The organism is Mesoflavibacter sp. CH_XMU1422-2 (assembly GCF_037029245.1).
GTDB classification, from domain to species: domain Bacteria; phylum Bacteroidota; class Bacteroidia; order Flavobacteriales; family Flavobacteriaceae; genus Mesoflavibacter; species Mesoflavibacter zeaxanthinifaciens.
Map to the genome: position 1 here is coordinate 110,173 of NZ_JAYMEE010000059.1, position 17,942 is coordinate 128,114.

A 17,942-nucleotide genomic window follows, 5' to 3' on the forward strand; every position below is an offset into this window, starting at 1 on the left:
TTCAATAAAACTAAATTATGTTTAATAACAAAAAGCAAATCATATTACTGTTTTTATCGTTGATAACAACCGTAATGTTATTTTCTCAAGAAAGAGATCAAGACACTATTAATACAGATGTTATAGATGTTATAAAGCCATATACACCAACCGTTTCTGACGCATTTAAAGTAAAAGAAACACCAACGTTAGATGATACCGAAACTGGTGCAAAAAAAGAAGTGCAATACAATATTTTTTCGTTTCCTGTAGCATCTACATTTACACCTGCAAAAGGTAAAGCAGCAGTTGTTGACAAAGCAAAAAAAGTGAAATTATACGATAACTATGCTAGTTTAGGTGTTGGGACTTACACAACTATTGTTGGAGAAGTGTTTTTAAATCATGCAATTGGTCGTGATCAGTCTGTAAGTGCTCATATTGCACATCAATCGTCTCAAGGCGATGTGGAAGATGTGTTGACAGATAGTGGTTTTTCAGATTCTAAATTAAATTTAAGCTATACTAATAGAAATAGAGACTTTACCTGGTCTGCTTTAGGCGGATTTCAATATCAAACCTATAATTGGTATGGTTTACAGCAACCATTATATGATCAGACAACAGCAGATGGATTGGACGTTGGTCATTCTTATTACACAGCTCATGTTGGTGGTGATATTAATTTTGAAGATGCAATTGTTAATGATGGAAGTGTGTTGTTTAGACGTTTTGGAGATGATTACAGTTCTGGAGAAAATAGATTTAAAGCCGATGTAAACGGTACAGTAACCATTCAAGATTTAGATATAAATACAGGTGTTTTTGTAGATTATTTAAGCGGAAGTTTTGATCGCGATTACTATTCGCCAACCGAATTAAACTATGGTAATTTTCAAGTTGGTGTCAATCCAAAATTACAACTTAAGCAAGACGATCTAACGGTAGATTTAGGTTTAAAAGCAGTTTATTTTAATAATACTGAAGCAAGTGATAGTAAGTTTTTTATCTATCCAGATATTGCAGCAAGTTATAAATTAGTAGACGAAATTTTAATCGTGTTTGCAGGAGTAAAAGGAGGATTAATACAAAATAACTATCATGATTTTGCGCAAGAAAATCCGTTTGTGTCACCAAATTTATTTATTGTTCCTACAGATCAGCAATACAATGCATTTGGAGGATTAAGAGGAAAATTATCTAGTAATACAAGTTATACGATTAGCGGAAGATATCAAGCCGAAAAAAACAAAGCTTTATTTGTAAATAATGATGTGTTGGCAACAGACCAACCATATACTTACGGAAATTCTTTTGGAGTAACTTATGATAATGTAAACACGTTTAGCGTTGCAGGTGAAGTAAATGTAGACGTAAACAGAAACTTTAGCTTAGGATTAAAAGCCGAATATTTTACGTATGATGTTAAAAATGAAGAAGAAGCATGGAACCTACCAGATATTGAAGCGTCTTTATTTTTAGATTACCAAATAGACGAACATTGGTTTGCAGGCGCTAACTTATTTTATGTTGGAGAGCGTAAAGATTTATTATTTGTGCCAAGTCTATTAGCTCCACCAACAAATCAAGTAGTAACTTTAGATAGTTATTTTGATGCTAATGCACATGTGGGTTATCACATTACCGATAGATGGTCTGCATTTTTAAAGGCAAATAATATGGCGTCTCAAAACTATAATAAGTGGCAAAACACACCAGTACAAGGTATTCAGATTTTAGCTGGTGCGACTTATAAGTTTGATTTTAATTAGTATTGGCATAATAATTGTTAAATTTGAAATAACAATAAACCTTTAAAATGAAAAATATAATCACTCTTATTTGCTTTTTAGTAGTAGCAAATTTAGGTTTTGCGCAAGTTGATGCCTATAGCGAAGACGTAAAAAAATGCATAAAAAGTAATGGTACCATTGCTTATTATGAAAATGTAGTAGACCAAATGTTTACAATGTTAGAAGAGCAATTTGAGTCTCAAAACGTACCAGCAAAAGTATGGACAGAAATAAAAGCAGAAAAAACAGATGCAATGGATGAGTTAGCTCAAATGATTGTGTCTGCTTATCGCGCACATTTTACGCATGAAGATGTAAAAAATATGAATGCATTATATGCAACCAAAGCAGGACAAAACATGTTTAAACCAGAAGAGTTGTCAGAAGGTGATAAAGTGGTTTTAAAAGAATTTTATGCAAGCGAAACAGGACAGAAAATTGTAAACTCACAGGACTCTATGAATGCGTCTATGAGTAATATTTCTGAAATGTGGAGTAAAGATTTATACCAAGGTGTAATTTCTAAATTATCAGAAAAAGGTTATAATCTTTAAGTGATTTTATGAAAGTTAATACTTTAACAATAGGGCTATTCCTTTTTTCAGTGGTTAGCTATGCTTGTAGTTGTAGTTACGGAACATTAAGTACTAAACTTAATAGTTTTGATAATATTTTTACAGCTAAAGTAGTTAAGGTGTTAGAGTATCATAGTAATTCTAAACAAGCAAAAAAAATAGAGGTTGAATTTTTAGAAAAAATAAATTTTAAGTACAATTCAAATATAATTTATTTCTCAGAACCAAGTGGGATTTGTCCAATACCAAACCCAAAAAAAGATTCAGAATGGCTTTTTTATATTAATATATCTGAAGAAAATAAATTAATTATCAGTGAATGTAATCCTTCAGTTAATTTAAAAAACAGGAGAGCTAAAGATGATTTAAGTAAATTGAAAATCTTAAACAATCTACGAAAGGAAAATTTAGAGTCTTTAAGTTTTTATGAAAGTAATCTGTCTTTTTTTCAGTCAGATTTTAGTCGATCAAAATATTATGAGTTTGATAATGATTATGGTCTATATGAAGTTGCTTTTGACAATAATCTTTCAAGTGTAAACAAGATAACAGTAAAAAAAGGACTAGGCGATAAATTTGATGAAAAAATAATGAGTTATTTTAAAAATAGGTTTAATTTAAAATTAAGAAGTAATGTGAAGTCTTTAGTTGATGATAATTTTAAATTAAGAGTTTTAGTATGGAAGACTAAATAAAAATTTTAGCCAAATAATCATAATGCTCGCCTTCAGCGAGCATTTCGCATTTTAAACCAACAGCTTTGCATGCGGTATCCAATAAATTAAAGTCTAGGTAAAGCCACTTCATTGGTGTTTCTTTTTCACCTTTATAAGAAATGTAATAATCTAATTCGCCATAATAATTAGCATTCATATCGTGCCAAAATCCGCCATCTTCATCTAAGTACATATATTTTATATCACTAGAATCAATTAAGATTTGTCCATTTTTATTTAAAATAGATTTTAAGTGTAATAGGTGTTTAGACACTTGATTTAAGGTTTGAAAAATACCAGTGCCATTCATAAGTAAAAGAATAGTATCAAAAGTTTCGGTTTCATCTAAAATAGATTTGTGTTCAATATTTAAAACGCCTCTTTGTTTTGCGACTTTTACAGCGCCTTCAGAGATATCAATTGCTTTAACTTTAATATCTTTTTGTTGTAAATACAAACTATGGCTACCTGCGCCACAACCAACATCAAGCGTTTTACCTTTTGCTAATTTTAGTGCTTTTTGCTCTAGTTTAGGCATGTCTTTAAAACTTCTAAAAAGATAAGGAAGCGGTAACTCGTCCTCATCAGAAATGTTTGTTGAGGTTATAATGTCTTCGGTGTAGTTACCGTTATAATAATCTAATAAAGCTTTTCCAAAAAGGTCTTTCATTTAGTTTTAATTTTCATTTCCGCGAAAGCGAAAACATAGTGGTAAAATAGTATTTTTGCAGAATGCAAGAGTTTATAAATAAACTTCCAAAGCTTGCCAAAGATAAGCATAAGGAAAACAAAACCTTTTTTACAAAGCTAAAAATGAAACCACCAAAAAAATTAGATTATATCATGCAAGAGTTGCATGAAGAAGAATTTGACCGTACAGATTGTTTAGAATGTGCTAATTGTTGTAAAACAACAGGTCCATTATTTACTAATAAGGATGTAGAGCGTATTGCTAAGTATTTTAAAATGAAACCACAACAATTTATCGACACGTATTTGCGTATTGATGAAGATAATGATTATGTATTGCAAAGCGTACCGTGTACGTTTTTAGGTGCCGATAATTATTGTTCTATTTATGATGTTAGACCCAAAGCTTGTGCCGAGTTTCCGCATACGGATAGAAAAAAGTTTCAGCAAATATCAAATTTAACAATGAAAAATGTAGCCATTTGTCCTGCAGCTTATAATATAGTTGAAGCTATGAAAAAACGTATTAATCTATAACATTTGGTTTGGTTTTTGTGCATTAATGGTCTAAATTTAATTCTATGAAAAAAAGTGTATTTGCTTTATTATTATGTGTTTTTGTAACTAGTTTTTCTTGGTCGCAAGAATGGTTAACCTCTTTTAAATTTGCTAAAAGATTGGCTTTAATGGAAGATAAGATGATTTTAGCAGTTTGGGAAAACTCTGCAAGTTATGCTTATCCTGTTTTGATAGAAGACAATAAAGGTATTAAGTACGAGGTAAAGCTATTTGAAGATGAAAACGCAAACAAATTAGTTTGGGAATATTTTGTGCCAGTCATAATTAGTGAGAGTAATTATGATGATCTTGCAGCAGAATATTTAACCGATAAAAACTACAAGTATAAAGACCGTTTTAATGATGACTTTTTAAAAGTTATGGATCCAAATGGAAATATAATTAACACAGGTTTTCAAGATGAATACGGTATTTTAAACCTTACTAGACTGATTAGAAGCTATGCGTTAAACTTATCATTTTTAAAATCTGAAATGACAGGTTATTTTGAAAACAAGTCATTTTCGTCTGCATTTAGACTCGCAGTTAAATATTTAGATTTTGCAACTTATGCTAAAGACGACGTTAAAAAAGAGATTGTTAATTTATCTGATATTTATATGAATGAAGCTAAGACATTGTTAGAAAAAAGTAATTTTGATAATAAATCTGCTTTAACTCAAAAAATAGAATTATTAGACTTAAATAAAGATTTAATCTTAGGTAGACATCGTAAAGTTTACCGTGCTTTAAAAAAGACAAATGAGACTAGTATAGATAAAATTAATAAATCACTATATGCCTTTTTACAATATGCTTCATTAAAAGGTATAGGTAAAATAGAAGAATCCTTAAAATGGCAAGATCAAGTCACTCAAAATGATTTGAATAAAATAAAGTTTATTACAAAATAAACTTTATTTTATATCTTGTAGTTAGTTATGGAAACACTTTTAAACTACTTCGAGGCTATACCATCAACACACAGAAGTGCGTTGTTAGTTGGTGGTATTACGCTTTTTTGGATATTAGAAGGTATGTTGCCACTTTTTAATTTTAAATACAAAAAATGGAAGCATGCATTGCCTAACCTATTTTTTACACTTACAACGGTTATTATTAATTTTACATTAGCAGGATTATTAATTTTCACATCTTTTTGGGTGAAAGAAAATAACTTTGGGATCATCAATTGGTTACCAGAAATGCCTTTATGGTTATACGCGCTATTAGGAGTTTTATTTTTAGACTTTTTTGGAGCTTACTTAGCACATTATGTAGAGCATAAAGTAAAACCACTTTGGATGGTACATCTTGTACATCATTCTGATCATAATGTAGATACAACCACAGCAAATAGACATCATCCAATAGAAAGTATTATAAGATTTGCATTTACACTTGCAGGTGTATTTATAGTTGGTACGCCAATAGCAATAGTGTTTTTGTATCAGTCAATGTCACTTGTTGCTACGCAGTTTACACATGCTAATATCAAAATGTCTAAGCGTGTAGATAAATTAATTAGTTACGTGTTTATTTCTCCAGATATGCATAAGATTCATCATCATTATAAATTACCATATACAGATTCTAACTACGGTAATATTTTTTCTATTTGGGATAGACTTTTTGGTACTTATATGTACATGAACCGAGAAGATATTGTATATGGTGTAGATACCTTTCCTAATGAGGAAGAAAATGGTAGTTTAATTCATCTTTTAAAGCAACCTTTTCACAAATACAGAAAGCCTACAACAGATTAGTTTTTGTGTAAATTTCAATTATTTTTTCATTTTGTTGATTTTATCCTAATAAATTAAATAAAACATTACATTTTTATCTGTTTCGCATTAAATTCCATACATAAATTATTGATTATCAGTTAAATTGGTTGTTAATCGAGTAATTTGTGCTTTTTGACTAATTTCTCATATTTTTAATATTGAAACTAACTTAGTAAGTTTTTTTCAATATACATTTGGCTTCCCTTAGCAATTGATTTTTAGCATTACGTTAAAAATATAAAGATGAAATACCTACAAAAAACATTACTATTCGCAGCTTTATTTGTGCTGACTTTTTCTGTAACTGCTCAAGAAAAATTTACGCTTATTCATAAAAATAAAAATAGCTCTGCTTTAGGTTTAAAACATGATTTAAATAAAGTAGGAGATACTATTTTGATGACAAGTGATAAATCAATTCTAAGAGTAAGCTTTTTAAGTCATGCTCAAAAAGAGACCGTTAAGGTAGATTTAGATAATAAAAGTGCTAAAATACCATTGCACCACTTAGCAAAAGGAAGATATACTATTGCTGTGTATAGAGAAGACATGATTATTGCTTTTGATATAGTAAGGCAAAAAGAAATTTTAGCTGTAGACAATTCTATTACAGATCTAGAAGAAAGTATCTTACGATCTAGCTTATCTCAAGAAGAACAAGAAAAAAGATTCATAAAGCCTTTATCAAAAAGCACTAATAAAGATACACGTTTAGCAAGTAATAATAATATAAATACTAAAAATCAGCTATCAGATAAAGAAATTTTTGAACGTGATAGAATAAAAAAAGAGAGAGAAGCGCTTTTAGAAAAAGAAAGAGTAATAGCTAAAGCAAATCTTATAAAATTACAAGAAGAAAGAGCTGCAAAACAAAAGAGAGAAGAAATAGCAATAGCCGAAGCTAAAAAAGAAGACGAGTTAGCAAAACGAAAAGCTTTAAAACATCAAGAAGAATTAAAACTAGCTGAAGAGAACCGAAAAAAGCTAAAAGAAGAAGCAGAAAAGAAAAGAATTGCAGAAGCAAGACAAAGAGAAGAAGAAGCAAAAAGAGCAGAAATAGAAGCGTCTAAAAGAGTAATGTTAGCTCAATTAGAAAAAAGTAAGCAGGCAAAAGAACAGTCTCTACAAAAATTAGCTAGCAATACAGTAAAACCCAAAAAGGTAAAATATAATTTGACTCTTGTTAATGATAAATCTGTAGATGTTCAGACAAGAGAAGAGTATCGTAGGGAAAACTTAAGGCCAAACGGTAAACCTTATAACGATTAATTATAAATTAAATAGGGTTTTCTTTTAATCAAATAATCTTCTAAGCCACTTTGCCAAGTGGCTTTTATTTTTTCTTCAGTCCAACCTGCTTTAATTTGTTTCTGTAATTTGTTGGTTCCAGCTAACTTGTCTATAAAATTATTTTTTAAGAAAAAGCTTTCTTTGTTTTTAGTTGCATTGTAAGCGTTTATTATAAAGCTTAAATCTATTTTGTCAAGTATTTTATAATTTCTTAAATCGTAACCGTTACAAACCTTATTTTCATGTTTTGGGTATTTTGCGCCATCATTAGATTTTGGTGTAAAAGTAAAGTCTGTTTTAGGTAAATCTGGTGATCCATAAATTTGAAATTGCATATCTGTACCACGACCAGCGCTAACATTAGTACCTTCAAAAAAACACAAACTAGGATAAAGATTAATTGATTTTGCATTTGGTAGGTTTGGAGATGGTTTAACAGGTAGATCATACTCTAAATCACGAGTGTAATTATCCATAGGTATAACTGTTAAGTCACATGTAATGTTGTTGTTTAGCCAACCTTCTCCGTTTACCATTTTAGCATATTCACCAATAGTTAATCCGTGAACAATTGGTACAGGATGCATGCCAACAAAACTTTTATATTCAGGTTCTAAAATAGGACCATCAACATAATGCCCATTTGGGTTTGGTCGATCTAAAACAATCACTTTTATGTTGTTTTCAGCACAAGCCTCCATAACATAGTGTAATGTAGAAATGTAAGTGTAAAAACGAGCGCCAACATCTTGAATATCAAAAATAATAACATCAATATCTTTTAACTGATTTGCGGTTGGCTTTTTGTTATTGCCGTATAAAGAAATAATAGGTAAACCAGTTTTAGTATCTATGCCGTCCTTAACAACTTCACCAGCATCTGCTTGACCTCTAAAACCATGTTCTGGTGCAAAAACAGTTGTTACATTAACCCTCATATAATCTTTTAGGTAATCGACTAAATGTTGTGTTACTTTTTTACTTCCCATTGTACTTTCATCTACAACTGCGCGTTGTAAAAAAGTAATTTCAGAAGTTTGATTAGCAACAATTCCAACACGTTTCCCTTTTAATAACGGTAAATATAAATTAGTTCTATTAACACCAAGTACTAAGGGATTAGATGTCTCAGTTGCAGTGTCAGCTTCAGTTTTAATAACTGTTTTTTCTGCGTGAGTTAAACTTTTTTTTGTTTGATTACCACAAGCAAATAGTGTTAAAACAAATAATAAAACTGTATTTTTACACCAATTAAAAGAAAATATCATATTGAATCTCGAGTTTTTTATAGCTAAACGCATTATTGATAGTAAGGCGTATAAAAGTAGTATTTCGGCGCCAATTATAAAAATAGGAATTTTAGCCATAATCCTAGGTATGATTGTAATGTTAATTGCTATTGCTACTGGTATTGGCTTACAAAAAAAGATTAGAGAAAAAGTAGTTGCTTTTGAAGGTCATGCAGTTATAGAAAGATATGATAATAATAACTCTCAAGAAAGTCAGAGCCCAATAACGACAAAGCAAGATTTTTACCCAAAATTTTCAGTAGTTCCAGAAGTAACACATATACAAGCAACAGCAACAAAATCAGGAATAATTAGGCTAGAAGACGATTTTGAATATGTTGTTTTAAAAGGTGTTGGTAAAGATTACGACTGGCAATATTTTGAAGAGTTTTTAGTAGAAGGGAAGCTACCAGATTTTCCTAAAGAAAAATGGAATGACCAAATTCTAATTTCAGAATATTTAGCAAACCGATTACAGTTTAAAGTAGGTGATAAATTCAATACCTATTTCTTAAAAGAAGATACCTCAAGACCGCCAAACATTGTAACGTTTCAAATTGTAGGTATATACAATTCAGGATTAAAAGAATTTGATCAATTATATGTTGTTGGCGATATTACACATATACAAAGACTCAATAAATGGGATGATAATCAAGTTGGACGTTTTGAGGTGTTTATCAAAGATTTTGATCAATTAGAAACTACCGGAAATGCAATAAGAGAAGAAGTACCAACCTTACTCAATGCAGTAACCGTAGACCAAATGCATCCTGTAATTTTCGAGTGGATTTCCATTTTTGATAAAAACACATACGCCATTATAGGTATCATGATTTTGGTAGCAGGAATAAATATGATTACCGCATTGCTAGTACTAATTTTAGAACGCACACAAATGATAGGCATTTTAAAAGCATTAGGAAGTAGTAATTTAAGCATCCGAAAAATATTTTTATACAACGCAACCTACTTAATTTTAAAAGGATTATTTTGGGGAAATTTAATAGGTATTAGCCTATTGTTATTTCAAAAATATTTTGGTTTAATTCCACTTGATCCAAAAACATATTACGTTTCAACAGTTCCAATTTATTTCAATATCGGGTACATTATCGCACTTAACATCGGTACTTTTGTATTATGCTTACTCATGTTAATTATCCCATCGGTAATAGTGTCAAAAATTTCACCGGTAAAAGCCATTAGTTTCGAGTAAATTTCAAATTTTTTTGGGCGTTACCACAAGGGTCGCGCTATCCGTTACTAGTTTTGGCTCGATGCGCGCCTCGCCAAAAGCTAACCACTACTATCGCTAACGTGAAATACAGAGCGTAGTCGAAGTACGGGTAAACACTATTGGTCGTTTTTAACCGCAAGAGTTAGTCCTAAATCAAAATTTATTATCAAAATAATAATGTAATTCCCTGTCAAAATTCAGAAATAATGAATGAAGGAACGTAGATGCCATGCGTAGCATGAAGCACGAAATTCCGAAAATGAATGGTGCTTTAGCAATTTCCTAATTTTGGTATGATTTTTTGGTTCGTTTTGTATCAATACAAAATGAACATAAGGACTTCTTTTAATTCTAAAACAATTCCGTACTTTTGCACTCGCAAAAAACAACAAATGAACTACGCAAACAACATATTAGAAACCATAGGTAACACGCCATTAGTAAAAATAAATAAGCTAACCGAAGCATTACCATGTTTAGTCCTTTCAAAATACGAAACATTTAACCCAGGTAATTCGGTAAAAGATCGTATGGCGCTTAAAATGATAGAAGATGCAGAAGCAGACGGACGCTTAAAACCAGGAGGAACAATTATAGAAGGTACTTCTGGTAATACAGGTATGGGATTAGCATTAGCAGCTATTGTAAAAGGATACAAATGTATTTTTGTAATGGCAGATAAGCAAAGTAAAGAAAAGGTAGATATCTTAAAAGCTGTAGGTGCAGAAGTTGTAGTTTGTCCAACTGCGGTAGAACCAGATGATCCACGTTCGTATTACTCAGTATCAAAACGATTAAGCACAGAGATAGAAAATAGTTGGTACGTTAATCAATACGATAACCCAAGTAACGCAAAAGCACATTACGAAAGTACAGGTCCAGAAATCTGGCAACAAACCGAAGGTAAAGTAACACACTTTGTGGTTGGTGTAGGTACTGGCGGTACTATTTCTGGAGTAGGAAAATATTTAAAAGAACAAAATCCAAATGTTAAAGTTTGGGGAGTAGATACCTACGGAAGTGTATTTAAAAAATATCACGAAACAGGAATCTTTGATGAAAACGAAATCTATCCTTACGTAACCGAAGGTATTGGTGAAGATATTTTACCAGAAAATGTAGATTTTAGCATCATCGATGGGTTTACAAAAGTAACCGATAAAGATGCAGCAGTTTATACACAAAGACTAGCCAAAGAAGAAGGTATGTTTTTAGGTAATAGTGCAGGAGCAGCAATAAAAGGTGTGCTACAATTAAAAGAACATTTTAAACCAGAAGATGTAGTTGTGGTTTTATTTCATGATCACGGAAGTAGATACGTTGGAAAAATGTTTAATGACGATTGGATGCGCGAAAAAGGTTATATTGAATAAAACCATTCCTGCGAAAGCAGAAATCTTTTAAAGTAAAATTATCCAAATTCATTTAGACTAAAAGGAGAAATAACAATAACATAGTTGCGAATTAGATATCTCTTTTTCGTTCGATATGATAAAAAAACTCACAGTGGTTAGCTGTGAGTTTTTTTATGAAATTTTTTAAGTATTGACAATTAATTCAATACTTAAAATAAATTCGTATTTTCAAAGCATGCAAGAAGACTTTCTACACTACCTCTGGAAATACAAAAAGTTTGAGTCAACTAATCTTCAAACTACTAATGGTGAAGCAGTATCTATCAAAAGTTTTGGAACACATAACCATAATGCTGGACCAGACTTTTTTAATGCACAAATAACAATAGGTGATCAACTTTGGGCAGGAAATGTAGAGATCCATATAAAATCTAGCGACTGGTTTGTACATAACCATGAGGTAGATTTAAACTATGATAATGTTATTTTACATGTAGTTTGGCAACATGATACAGATGTGTTTAGAAAAGATAATACAGCCATACCTACTTTAGAGCTTAAAAAGTACGTGCATTTATCTGCATTAAATAATTATCAAAAATTATTTAATAGTAAATCTACTTGGATTAATTGCGAAAATGAAATAAATCAAATATCAGATTTTATATTAAACAACTGGTTAGAACGGTTGTTTTTTGAACGTTTAGAACAAAAAGCAAAGGTTATAAATGTTGTTTTAGAACAATCTAAAAATAATTGGGAAGCAGTATTATTTAAACTTTTAGCTAAAAATTTTGGTCTAAAAATTAACGGAGAAGCCTTTTTAAGCGTTGCAAACAGTTTTGATTTTTCGGTAGTGATGAAGCAGCAAAACAGTTTTCAAAATTTAGAAGCTTTATTTTTTGGACAAGCAGGTTTGTTAGAAAAAGATGTACAAGACGCTTACTTTTTAAAGTTGAAGAAAGATTATATGTTTTTATCTCAAAAGTTTGGGTTAAAAAATAGTAATGTGCTACCAATGCAGTTTTTTAGGTTGCGTCCACCTAATTTTCCGACAATTCGTTGGTCGCAATTAGCTAATTTGTATACACAGCACAAAAATTTATTTTCAAAAATTATAGACTGTAAAACTAAAGAAGATATTTATGATATTTTTAAAGTAAGCACTTCAGAGTATTGGGACACGCATTATACGTTTGGAAAAGTTTCAAAAAAAGTCAGCAAAAAAATCAGTACTTCATTTATAGATTTACTTATCATAAATACGATTGTTCCGCTTAAATTTTGCTACGCGAAACAACAAGGAAAAGATATAGATGAAAAGTTGACACAATTATTATCTCAAGTTTCAGCAGAAAAAAATAGTATTATCGATAAATTTGATTCGTTAAATGTAAAAGCAACTTCAGCATTACATAGTCAAGCATTACTTCAGCTTAAAAATGAATATTGTAATAAAAATAAATGTTTACAATGCGCAGTGGGTAATACTTTATTAACCAACTAACTTATATTACAATCATAAGTAATTGTTTAAAATAAATATAGAAACAAAGCTTAAAATTAATTAACTTGCGGTATGCAAATATCTTACAAGCCATTATTATATTTTCAAAAAAGAGGTTATCATGTTTGTCAACGTATCGCTGACCGATTAGGTATTCGCGCTAAGGTAGTACGAACTAGTTTTATGTACTTAGCTTTTGTAACTCTAGGTTTTGGGTTTGCATTGTATTTATTCTTAGCGTTTTGGATGCGCGTAAAAGATCTTATTTATACCAAAAGGACTTCAGTCTTTGACCTATAAAAAATTATGACTAACCCAATTATTCAGCTTTTTAGATCAAAAGTTTATACAGCAGTTTTACTATTAGTAATATTATTAATAGTCGGTGTTTTAGGGTTTAAATTCATGTCAGATTATAGTTGGGTAGATGCAATGTACATGACGGTAATTACTATTACCACGGTAGGTTTTGGAGAAGTACAACCTTTAGATGATGTATCAAAAATATTCACAATGTTTTTAATTTTAACAAGTGTGATTATTGTTGGGTATGCTATTACTGTTATTACCGAATATATTTTAAGCCGAAATAATATTGAAGAATTAAAACAAAAGAAAATGCAGAAAAAAATTGATGCACTGTCTAATCATATTATTATTTGTGGTTATGGACGAAACGGAAAACAAGCTGCAACTAAATTGCTAGCTTACAATAAGCCTTTTGTTATTATAGAAAAAGATAAAGATATAATAGACAAATTTCAAGATGAAAATATGTCATTTATTTTAGGTAATGCTAATGAAGATGAGGTTTTGCATCAAGCAGGGATAGACCGTGCTAGTACGTTAATATCAGCACTGCCAAACGATGCCGATAATTTATTTGTTGTACTTTCAGCAAGACAAATAAAAAAAGACTTACATATAATTAGTCGTGCATCTCAAGAGACATCTTATGAAAAATTAAAATTAGCAGGAGCTAACAATGTAATCTTACCAGATAGAATAGGAGGAGATCATATGGCGTCTTTAGTTGTAGTTCCAGATTTAATAGAGTTTATAGATAATCTAGCTATTGTTGGAGAAACAAACATAAATATAGAAGAAATTAAAGTAGAAAAGCTTTATGATGTATCAAAACAAGCAAGAACAATAAAAGATTTAGACCTGCGTCACAAAACAGGTTGTACAGTAATAGGTTACAAAGGTGAGCATGGAGAGTATATTGTTAACCCAGAAGCAGACCAAAAGTTAATGCCAAACTCAAAAATAATAGTACTAGGAAGACCAGAACAAATCAATAAATTAAACACACTATACAAGTTAGACTAACTACTGATTTAACAGCATATGTTTTAAAAATTCATCATTTTTTTGCATCTTGCTAACTTTAACTAAACTTATAACTAACAATTTAAAATAATTATGAAGAAATATCTTCTTTCAATTTTTACTTTGATTATACCAATAATCACATTTGCACAAGATAGTACTGCAGAAAAATTTGACGCTGTATTTAAAGAATATACAGGCTGGTTTGTAGAAGGCATATTTGCAGAAATACCTTTTACAGATGATATTCAAATTCCGTGGGTTTTATTTGTGCTAGTTGGAGGAGCATTATTCTTTACTATATATTTCAAATTTATCAATATTACTGGGTTTAAAACAGCAGTAAAAGTTGTTCAAGGTAAATACGAAGACATCGAAAAACATGGAGTTGATAAACTTTACGGAGATCAAACACCAGGAGGAAATGTTTTTGAAACAATAAAAGACGATGGGGCAGATGGAGAAGTATCTCACTTCCAAGCATTAACAGCAGCATTGTCTGCTACAGTAGGATTAGGTAATATTGCAGGTGTAGCAGTAGCTTTATCTATAGGTGGACCAGGAGCAACGTTTTGGATGATTGTGGCAGGTCTTTTAGGGATGGCTTCAAAATTTGCAGAATGTACATTAGGTGTAAAGTATAGAGACGTAGGAGAAGACGGAACTGTTTACGGTGGACCAATGTATTATTTATCTAAAGGTTTAAAAGAAAAAGGAGCTGGAGGAGTTGGTAAAGTATTAGCAGCTATTTTTGCAATTTTTGTTATCGGTGGATCTTTTGGAGGCGGTAATATGTTTCAGGCTAACCAAGCAGCAGCACAGTTTACAAAATTATTTGGTTTAACTGGTGATAATGCAGGTATGTACTTTGGTATAGTAATGGCTGCATTAGTGGCAGTTGTTATTATTGGAGGAATTAAACGTATTGCCTCTGTTACAGAAAAAGTTGTACCATTTATGGCTGGTATTTATGTGTTAGCAGCATTAATAATTTTATTTGCCAACTTCACTTTAATAGACGATGCTTTTGCTTTAATCTTTGAAGGTGCATTTTCTGGATTAGGAATAGCAGGTGGTTTAATTGGTGTTATGATACAAGGTGTACGTCGTGGTGCATTTTCTAATGAAGCTGGAGTTGGTTCTGCAGCAATTGCACACTCGGCTGTACGTACAAAATATCCTGCAAGTGAAGGTATCGTTGCTTTATTAGAACCTTTTGTAGATACAGTAGTAATTTGTACAATGACAGCTTTAGTAATTATCATTACAAACTTTGGAGGCGATTCTTCTGCTATTAGTGGTACATTTATGCAATATGGTGTAGAGGTAAAAGAAGGTGTAGAGATTACAGCAACAGCATTTGATACGGTAATTCCTCACTTCTCGATTGTACTTACAATTGCGGTAATTTTATTTGCCTTTAGTACGATGATTTCTTGGTCTTATTATGGTATGCAAGGTTGGGCTTATCTTTTTGGAAAAGGAAAAATAACAGATTTAATCTATAAAATCTTATTTTTATTCTTTGTAGTTGTAGGTGCATCTATAAGTTTAGGAGCAGTAATAGACTTTTCTGATGCAATGATTTTTGCAATGGTAGTGCCAAATATTATTGGTGTAGTTATGCTATCACCATTAATTAGAAAAGAACTTAAAAAATACATGAATGCTATCAATAAAAAGGAAGACGCTTTAGAAGATGGAGCAACAGACTTGGTAGACGAAATGTAAAAAAATATATTAAAATGAATATCAAATCCCATTTCACGTTTTCTAATCAACAACGAAATGGGATTTTTTTATTGTTACTTCTTATTATAATTATTCAGTTGTTTATTCATTTTGGTTCTGAATATGTCTTTAAAACTGAAGTTGTTTCTACACAAAACAATAAGGAGTTAATTGCTTTTATCAATCAAATTGACTCATTAAAACAGGTTGAAGTTGAAAACCGTAAACCTAAAATTTATCCTTTTAATCCAAATTTTATAACTGATTATAAAGGTTACACTTTAGGAATGTCTCAAGATGAAATTAATAGGCTTTTAGAGTTTAGGAAACAGGATCAATGGATTAATTCTACAACACAATTTCAAAAAGTAACTAAAGTTTCAGATTCTTTATTAGATCAAATTTCTCCCTATTTTAAATTTCCAGATTGGGTCACTAATCCAAAACCAAAAAAATATACGCAAAACTTTTCCGCGAAAGCGAAAGAAAAAACTTCAGAGCAAAAAATAGACATTAACATAGCAACCGCAAGTCAGCTTCAAAAAGTTTATGGTGTTGGAGAAGCACTTTCTGCAAGAATAATAAAGTACAGAACTAAAATAAATGGGTTTTATGATTTGATAGAGCTTACAGAAGTTTATGGTTTGTCGACAGAAGTTATAGAAAATATCAAGCTTGATTTTGAGGTTAAAACTCCAAGAAAAATAAATAAAATTTCTCTCAACAAAGCAACAAGAGATCAGTTAGTGACGATTAAATATATTGATTACGAAGTGGCTTACAATATTATAGAACAAAGAACATTGCGCGATGGTTTTTCTAGCTTAGAAGATTTGAAAAAAGTTAAAGGTTTTCCGCTTAAAAAATTTGATATAATTAAGTTATCTTTACAGCTCAATTAAAAAAACTAACAAGCTATGGAGAGTATGTACTTCACTGAAGAGCATCAATTATTTAGAAACAGTTTACGCGATTTTTTACAAAAAGAAGTTGTTCCACATATCGAAAAATGGGAAAAAACAGGAACTATAGAGCGATTTATCTGGAATAAATTTGGCGAAATGGGCTTTTTAGGGATTAGTTATCCTGAAAAGTACGGCGGATTAGATTTAGATATTTTCTATATGATTATCCTTTTAGAAGAGTTACAACGTATAAACTCAGCAGGCTTTGCAGCAGCTATTTGGGCGCACGCTTACCTAGCTATGACACACCTTAATGCAGAAGGAAGCGAAGCAATTAAAGAAAAATATCTATCTGGAAGTATTGCTGGAGATATGATTGGTTGTTTATGTATTACAGAACCTTTTGGCGGAAGTGATGTAGCAGGAATGAGAACAACAGCTATAAAAAAAGGAGATAATTATGTTATTAACGGTTCTAAAACCTTTATTACTAATGGAATTTACAGTGATTATTTGATTGTTGCGGCAAAAACAAATCCTGAATTAGGCAATAAAGGTATTAGCATATTTTTAATAGACAGAGATACGCCAGGTGTATCTGCAACCAAATTAGATAAATTAGGTTGGAGAGCATCAGATACTGGAGAGATTGCGTTTGATAATGTAACCATTCCTGCATCAAATTTAATGGGTGAAGAAAATAAAGGCTTCCCATATATTATGCAGCACTTTGCTTTAGAGCGTTTAATTATGGGTGTAAATGCACATGCAAGAACACAGTATGCTTTAGAGTATACGTTAGAGTACATGTCAAACCGTGAAGCATTTGGTAAGACAATAGATAGATTTCAAGCATTAAGACATAAAATTGCGGATCATTATACAGAGTTAGAATTATGTAAGACGTTTAATTACAATATTGCTTTTAGATTAGATAAAGGAGAATATGTAGTTAAAGAAGCAACAATGTCTAAATTAAAATCCACTAAAGTTGCAGACGATGCTATTTACGATTGTTTACAGTTTTTAGGTGGTTATGGTTATATGGAAGAATATCCTTTAGCAAGATTGTTCCGTGATAGTCGTTTAGGACCAATTGGAGGTGGAACGTCTGAAATATTAAGAGAAATAATAGCTAAAATGGTTATAGACGGTAAAGACTATAAACCAGCTACAAAGTAAAAATAGTCTA

General features: G+C 30.9%; 17 protein-coding genes. 15 read left to right on the forward strand and 2 right to left on the reverse strand.

Annotated elements, in window-relative coordinates:
• The first annotated feature begins 17 nt into the window (after nucleotides 1–17).
• Genes WA340_RS08110 through WA340_RS08120 form a run of 3 tightly spaced genes read left to right on the forward strand, consistent with a single transcriptional unit; the run spans nucleotide 18 to nucleotide 3,042 of the window.
• Complete coding sequence (locus WA340_RS08110) at nucleotides 18–1,751, forward strand: TonB-dependent receptor (RefSeq protein ID WP_336128402.1); 1,734 nt, start codon at nucleotides 18–20, stop codon at nucleotides 1,749–1,751.
• A 47-nt stretch (nucleotides 1,752–1,798) separates the two neighbouring features.
• On the forward strand, nucleotides 1,799–2,326 hold the full coding sequence (locus WA340_RS08115) for a DUF2059 domain-containing protein (RefSeq protein WP_336128403.1): 528 nt from the start codon (nucleotides 1,799–1,801) through the stop codon (nucleotides 2,324–2,326).
• A gap of 8 nt (nucleotides 2,327–2,334) precedes the next feature.
• Nucleotides 2,335–3,042: a hypothetical protein gene (locus tag WA340_RS08120; protein WP_336128405.1), complete on the forward strand. Its 708-nt coding sequence runs from the start codon at nucleotides 2,335–2,337 to the stop codon at nucleotides 3,040–3,042.
• Here WA340_RS08120 and WA340_RS08125 read toward each other — a convergent pair.
• On the reverse strand, nucleotides 3,035–3,733 hold the full coding sequence (locus WA340_RS08125; RefSeq protein ID WP_336128407.1) for a class I SAM-dependent methyltransferase: 699 nt from the start codon (nucleotides 3,731–3,733) through the stop codon (nucleotides 3,035–3,037). The genes WA340_RS08120 and WA340_RS08125 overlap by 8 nt on opposite strands.
• Nucleotides 3,734–3,795: 62 nt before the next feature.
• On the opposite strand from WA340_RS08125, the gene WA340_RS08130 reads away from it, so the two are divergent.
• The 4 genes from WA340_RS08130 (at nucleotide 3,796) to WA340_RS08145 (ending at nucleotide 7,370) form a co-directional block, all read left to right on the forward strand.
• On the forward strand, nucleotides 3,796–4,290 hold the full coding sequence (locus WA340_RS08130; RefSeq protein WP_336128409.1) for a YkgJ family cysteine cluster protein: 495 nt from the start codon (nucleotides 3,796–3,798) through the stop codon (nucleotides 4,288–4,290).
• A 44-nt stretch (nucleotides 4,291–4,334) separates the two neighbouring features.
• Nucleotides 4,335–5,225 carry a hypothetical protein gene (locus WA340_RS08135; protein ID WP_336128411.1) on the forward strand — a complete coding sequence of 297 codons (891 nt, stop codon included), beginning with the start codon at nucleotides 4,335–4,337 and terminating at the stop codon, nucleotides 5,223–5,225.
• 27 nt (nucleotides 5,226–5,252) lie between these two features.
• Nucleotides 5,253–6,080: a sterol desaturase family protein gene (locus tag WA340_RS08140; RefSeq protein WP_336128413.1), complete on the forward strand. Its 828-nt coding sequence runs from the start codon at nucleotides 5,253–5,255 to the stop codon at nucleotides 6,078–6,080.
• Between the two features lie 264 nt (nucleotides 6,081–6,344).
• On the forward strand, nucleotides 6,345–7,370 hold the full coding sequence (locus tag WA340_RS08145) for a hypothetical protein (protein WP_336128415.1): 1,026 nt from the start codon (nucleotides 6,345–6,347) through the stop codon (nucleotides 7,368–7,370).
• Here WA340_RS08145 and WA340_RS08150 read toward each other — a convergent pair.
• Nucleotides 7,367–8,659 carry an exo-beta-N-acetylmuramidase NamZ family protein gene (locus WA340_RS08150; protein ID WP_336128416.1) on the reverse strand — a complete coding sequence of 431 codons (1,293 nt, stop codon included), beginning with the start codon at nucleotides 8,657–8,659 and terminating at the stop codon, nucleotides 7,367–7,369. The two genes, WA340_RS08145 and WA340_RS08150, sit on opposite strands and share 4 nt — an antisense overlap.
• Before the next feature lies 1 nt (nucleotide 8,660).
• Here WA340_RS08150 and WA340_RS08155 point away from each other — a divergent pair, with 1 nt between their 5' ends.
• The 8 genes from WA340_RS08155 to WA340_RS08190 all read left to right on the forward strand — a co-directional run bounded on the left by WA340_RS08155 (nucleotide 8,661) and on the right by WA340_RS08190 (nucleotide 17,932).
• Entirely contained in the window at nucleotides 8,661–9,899 is a 1,239-nt protein-coding gene (locus tag WA340_RS08155) for an ABC transporter permease (protein WP_336128417.1), read from the forward strand.
• 413 nt (nucleotides 9,900–10,312) lie between these two features.
• Complete coding sequence (locus WA340_RS08160) at nucleotides 10,313–11,293, forward strand: PLP-dependent cysteine synthase family protein (protein WP_027880440.1); 981 nt, start codon at nucleotides 10,313–10,315, stop codon at nucleotides 11,291–11,293.
• 217 nt (nucleotides 11,294–11,510) lie between these two features.
• The gene (locus WA340_RS08165; RefSeq protein WP_336128419.1) at nucleotides 11,511–12,782 is read left to right on the forward strand and encodes a DUF2851 family protein; all 1,272 of its coding nucleotides are present in this window, start codon (nucleotides 11,511–11,513) and stop codon (nucleotides 12,780–12,782) included.
• Nucleotides 12,783–12,854: 72 nt separating this feature from the next.
• Nucleotides 12,855–13,082 (forward strand): PspC domain-containing protein, encoded by a 228-nt coding sequence (locus WA340_RS08170; RefSeq protein WP_027880442.1) that lies wholly within the window; start codon nucleotides 12,855–12,857, stop codon nucleotides 13,080–13,082.
• Nucleotides 13,083–13,088: 6 nt separating this feature from the next.
• Nucleotides 13,089–14,114 (forward strand): potassium channel family protein, encoded by a 1,026-nt coding sequence (locus tag WA340_RS08175; protein WP_336128420.1) that lies wholly within the window; start codon nucleotides 13,089–13,091, stop codon nucleotides 14,112–14,114.
• A gap of 93 nt (nucleotides 14,115–14,207) precedes the next feature.
• Complete coding sequence (locus WA340_RS08180) at nucleotides 14,208–15,845, forward strand: alanine/glycine:cation symporter family protein (protein ID WP_106678972.1); 1,638 nt, start codon at nucleotides 14,208–14,210, stop codon at nucleotides 15,843–15,845.
• Between the two features lie 14 nt (nucleotides 15,846–15,859).
• Nucleotides 15,860–16,747, forward strand: coding sequence for a ComEA family DNA-binding protein (locus tag WA340_RS08185; RefSeq protein ID WP_336128423.1), 888 nt, complete (start codon nucleotides 15,860–15,862; stop codon nucleotides 16,745–16,747).
• A 15-nt stretch (nucleotides 16,748–16,762) separates the two neighbouring features.
• On the forward strand, nucleotides 16,763–17,932 hold the full coding sequence (locus WA340_RS08190) for an acyl-CoA dehydrogenase family protein (RefSeq protein ID WP_027880446.1): 1,170 nt from the start codon (nucleotides 16,763–16,765) through the stop codon (nucleotides 17,930–17,932).
• The last annotated feature ends 10 nt before the right edge of the window (nucleotides 17,933–17,942 follow it).

What these genes read in the sequence shown, in the direction of transcription:
- WA340_RS08110 (WP_336128402.1), top strand. Translation starts at nt 18, where the DNA reads ATGTTTAATAACAAAAAGCAAATCATATTACTGTTTTTATCGTTGATA.
- WA340_RS08115 (WP_336128403.1), top strand. Translation starts at nt 1,799, where the DNA reads ATGAAAAATATAATCACTCTTATTTGCTTTTTAGTAGTAGCAAATTTA.
- WA340_RS08120 (WP_336128405.1), top strand. Translation starts at nt 2,335, where the DNA reads ATGAAAGTTAATACTTTAACAATAGGGCTATTCCTTTTTTCAGTGGTT.
- WA340_RS08125 (WP_336128407.1), bottom strand. Translation starts at nt 3,733, where the DNA reads ATGAAAGACCTTTTTGGAAAAGCTTTATTAGATTATTATAACGGTAAC.
- WA340_RS08130 (WP_336128409.1), top strand. Translation starts at nt 3,796, where the DNA reads ATGCAAGAGTTTATAAATAAACTTCCAAAGCTTGCCAAAGATAAGCAT.
- WA340_RS08135 (WP_336128411.1), top strand. Translation starts at nt 4,335, where the DNA reads ATGAAAAAAAGTGTATTTGCTTTATTATTATGTGTTTTTGTAACTAGT.
- WA340_RS08140 (WP_336128413.1), top strand. Translation starts at nt 5,253, where the DNA reads ATGGAAACACTTTTAAACTACTTCGAGGCTATACCATCAACACACAGA.
- WA340_RS08145 (WP_336128415.1), top strand. Translation starts at nt 6,345, where the DNA reads ATGAAATACCTACAAAAAACATTACTATTCGCAGCTTTATTTGTGCTG.
- WA340_RS08150 (WP_336128416.1), bottom strand. Translation starts at nt 8,659, where the DNA reads ATGATATTTTCTTTTAATTGGTGTAAAAATACAGTTTTATTATTTGTT.
- WA340_RS08160 (WP_027880440.1), top strand. Translation starts at nt 10,313, where the DNA reads ATGAACTACGCAAACAACATATTAGAAACCATAGGTAACACGCCATTA.
- WA340_RS08165 (WP_336128419.1), top strand. Translation starts at nt 11,511, where the DNA reads ATGCAAGAAGACTTTCTACACTACCTCTGGAAATACAAAAAGTTTGAG.
- WA340_RS08170 (WP_027880442.1), top strand. Translation starts at nt 12,855, where the DNA reads ATGCAAATATCTTACAAGCCATTATTATATTTTCAAAAAAGAGGTTAT.
- WA340_RS08175 (WP_336128420.1), top strand. Translation starts at nt 13,089, where the DNA reads ATGACTAACCCAATTATTCAGCTTTTTAGATCAAAAGTTTATACAGCA.
- WA340_RS08180 (WP_106678972.1), top strand. Translation starts at nt 14,208, where the DNA reads ATGAAGAAATATCTTCTTTCAATTTTTACTTTGATTATACCAATAATC.
- WA340_RS08185 (WP_336128423.1), top strand. Translation starts at nt 15,860, where the DNA reads ATGAATATCAAATCCCATTTCACGTTTTCTAATCAACAACGAAATGGG.
- WA340_RS08190 (WP_027880446.1), top strand. Translation starts at nt 16,763, where the DNA reads ATGGAGAGTATGTACTTCACTGAAGAGCATCAATTATTTAGAAACAGT.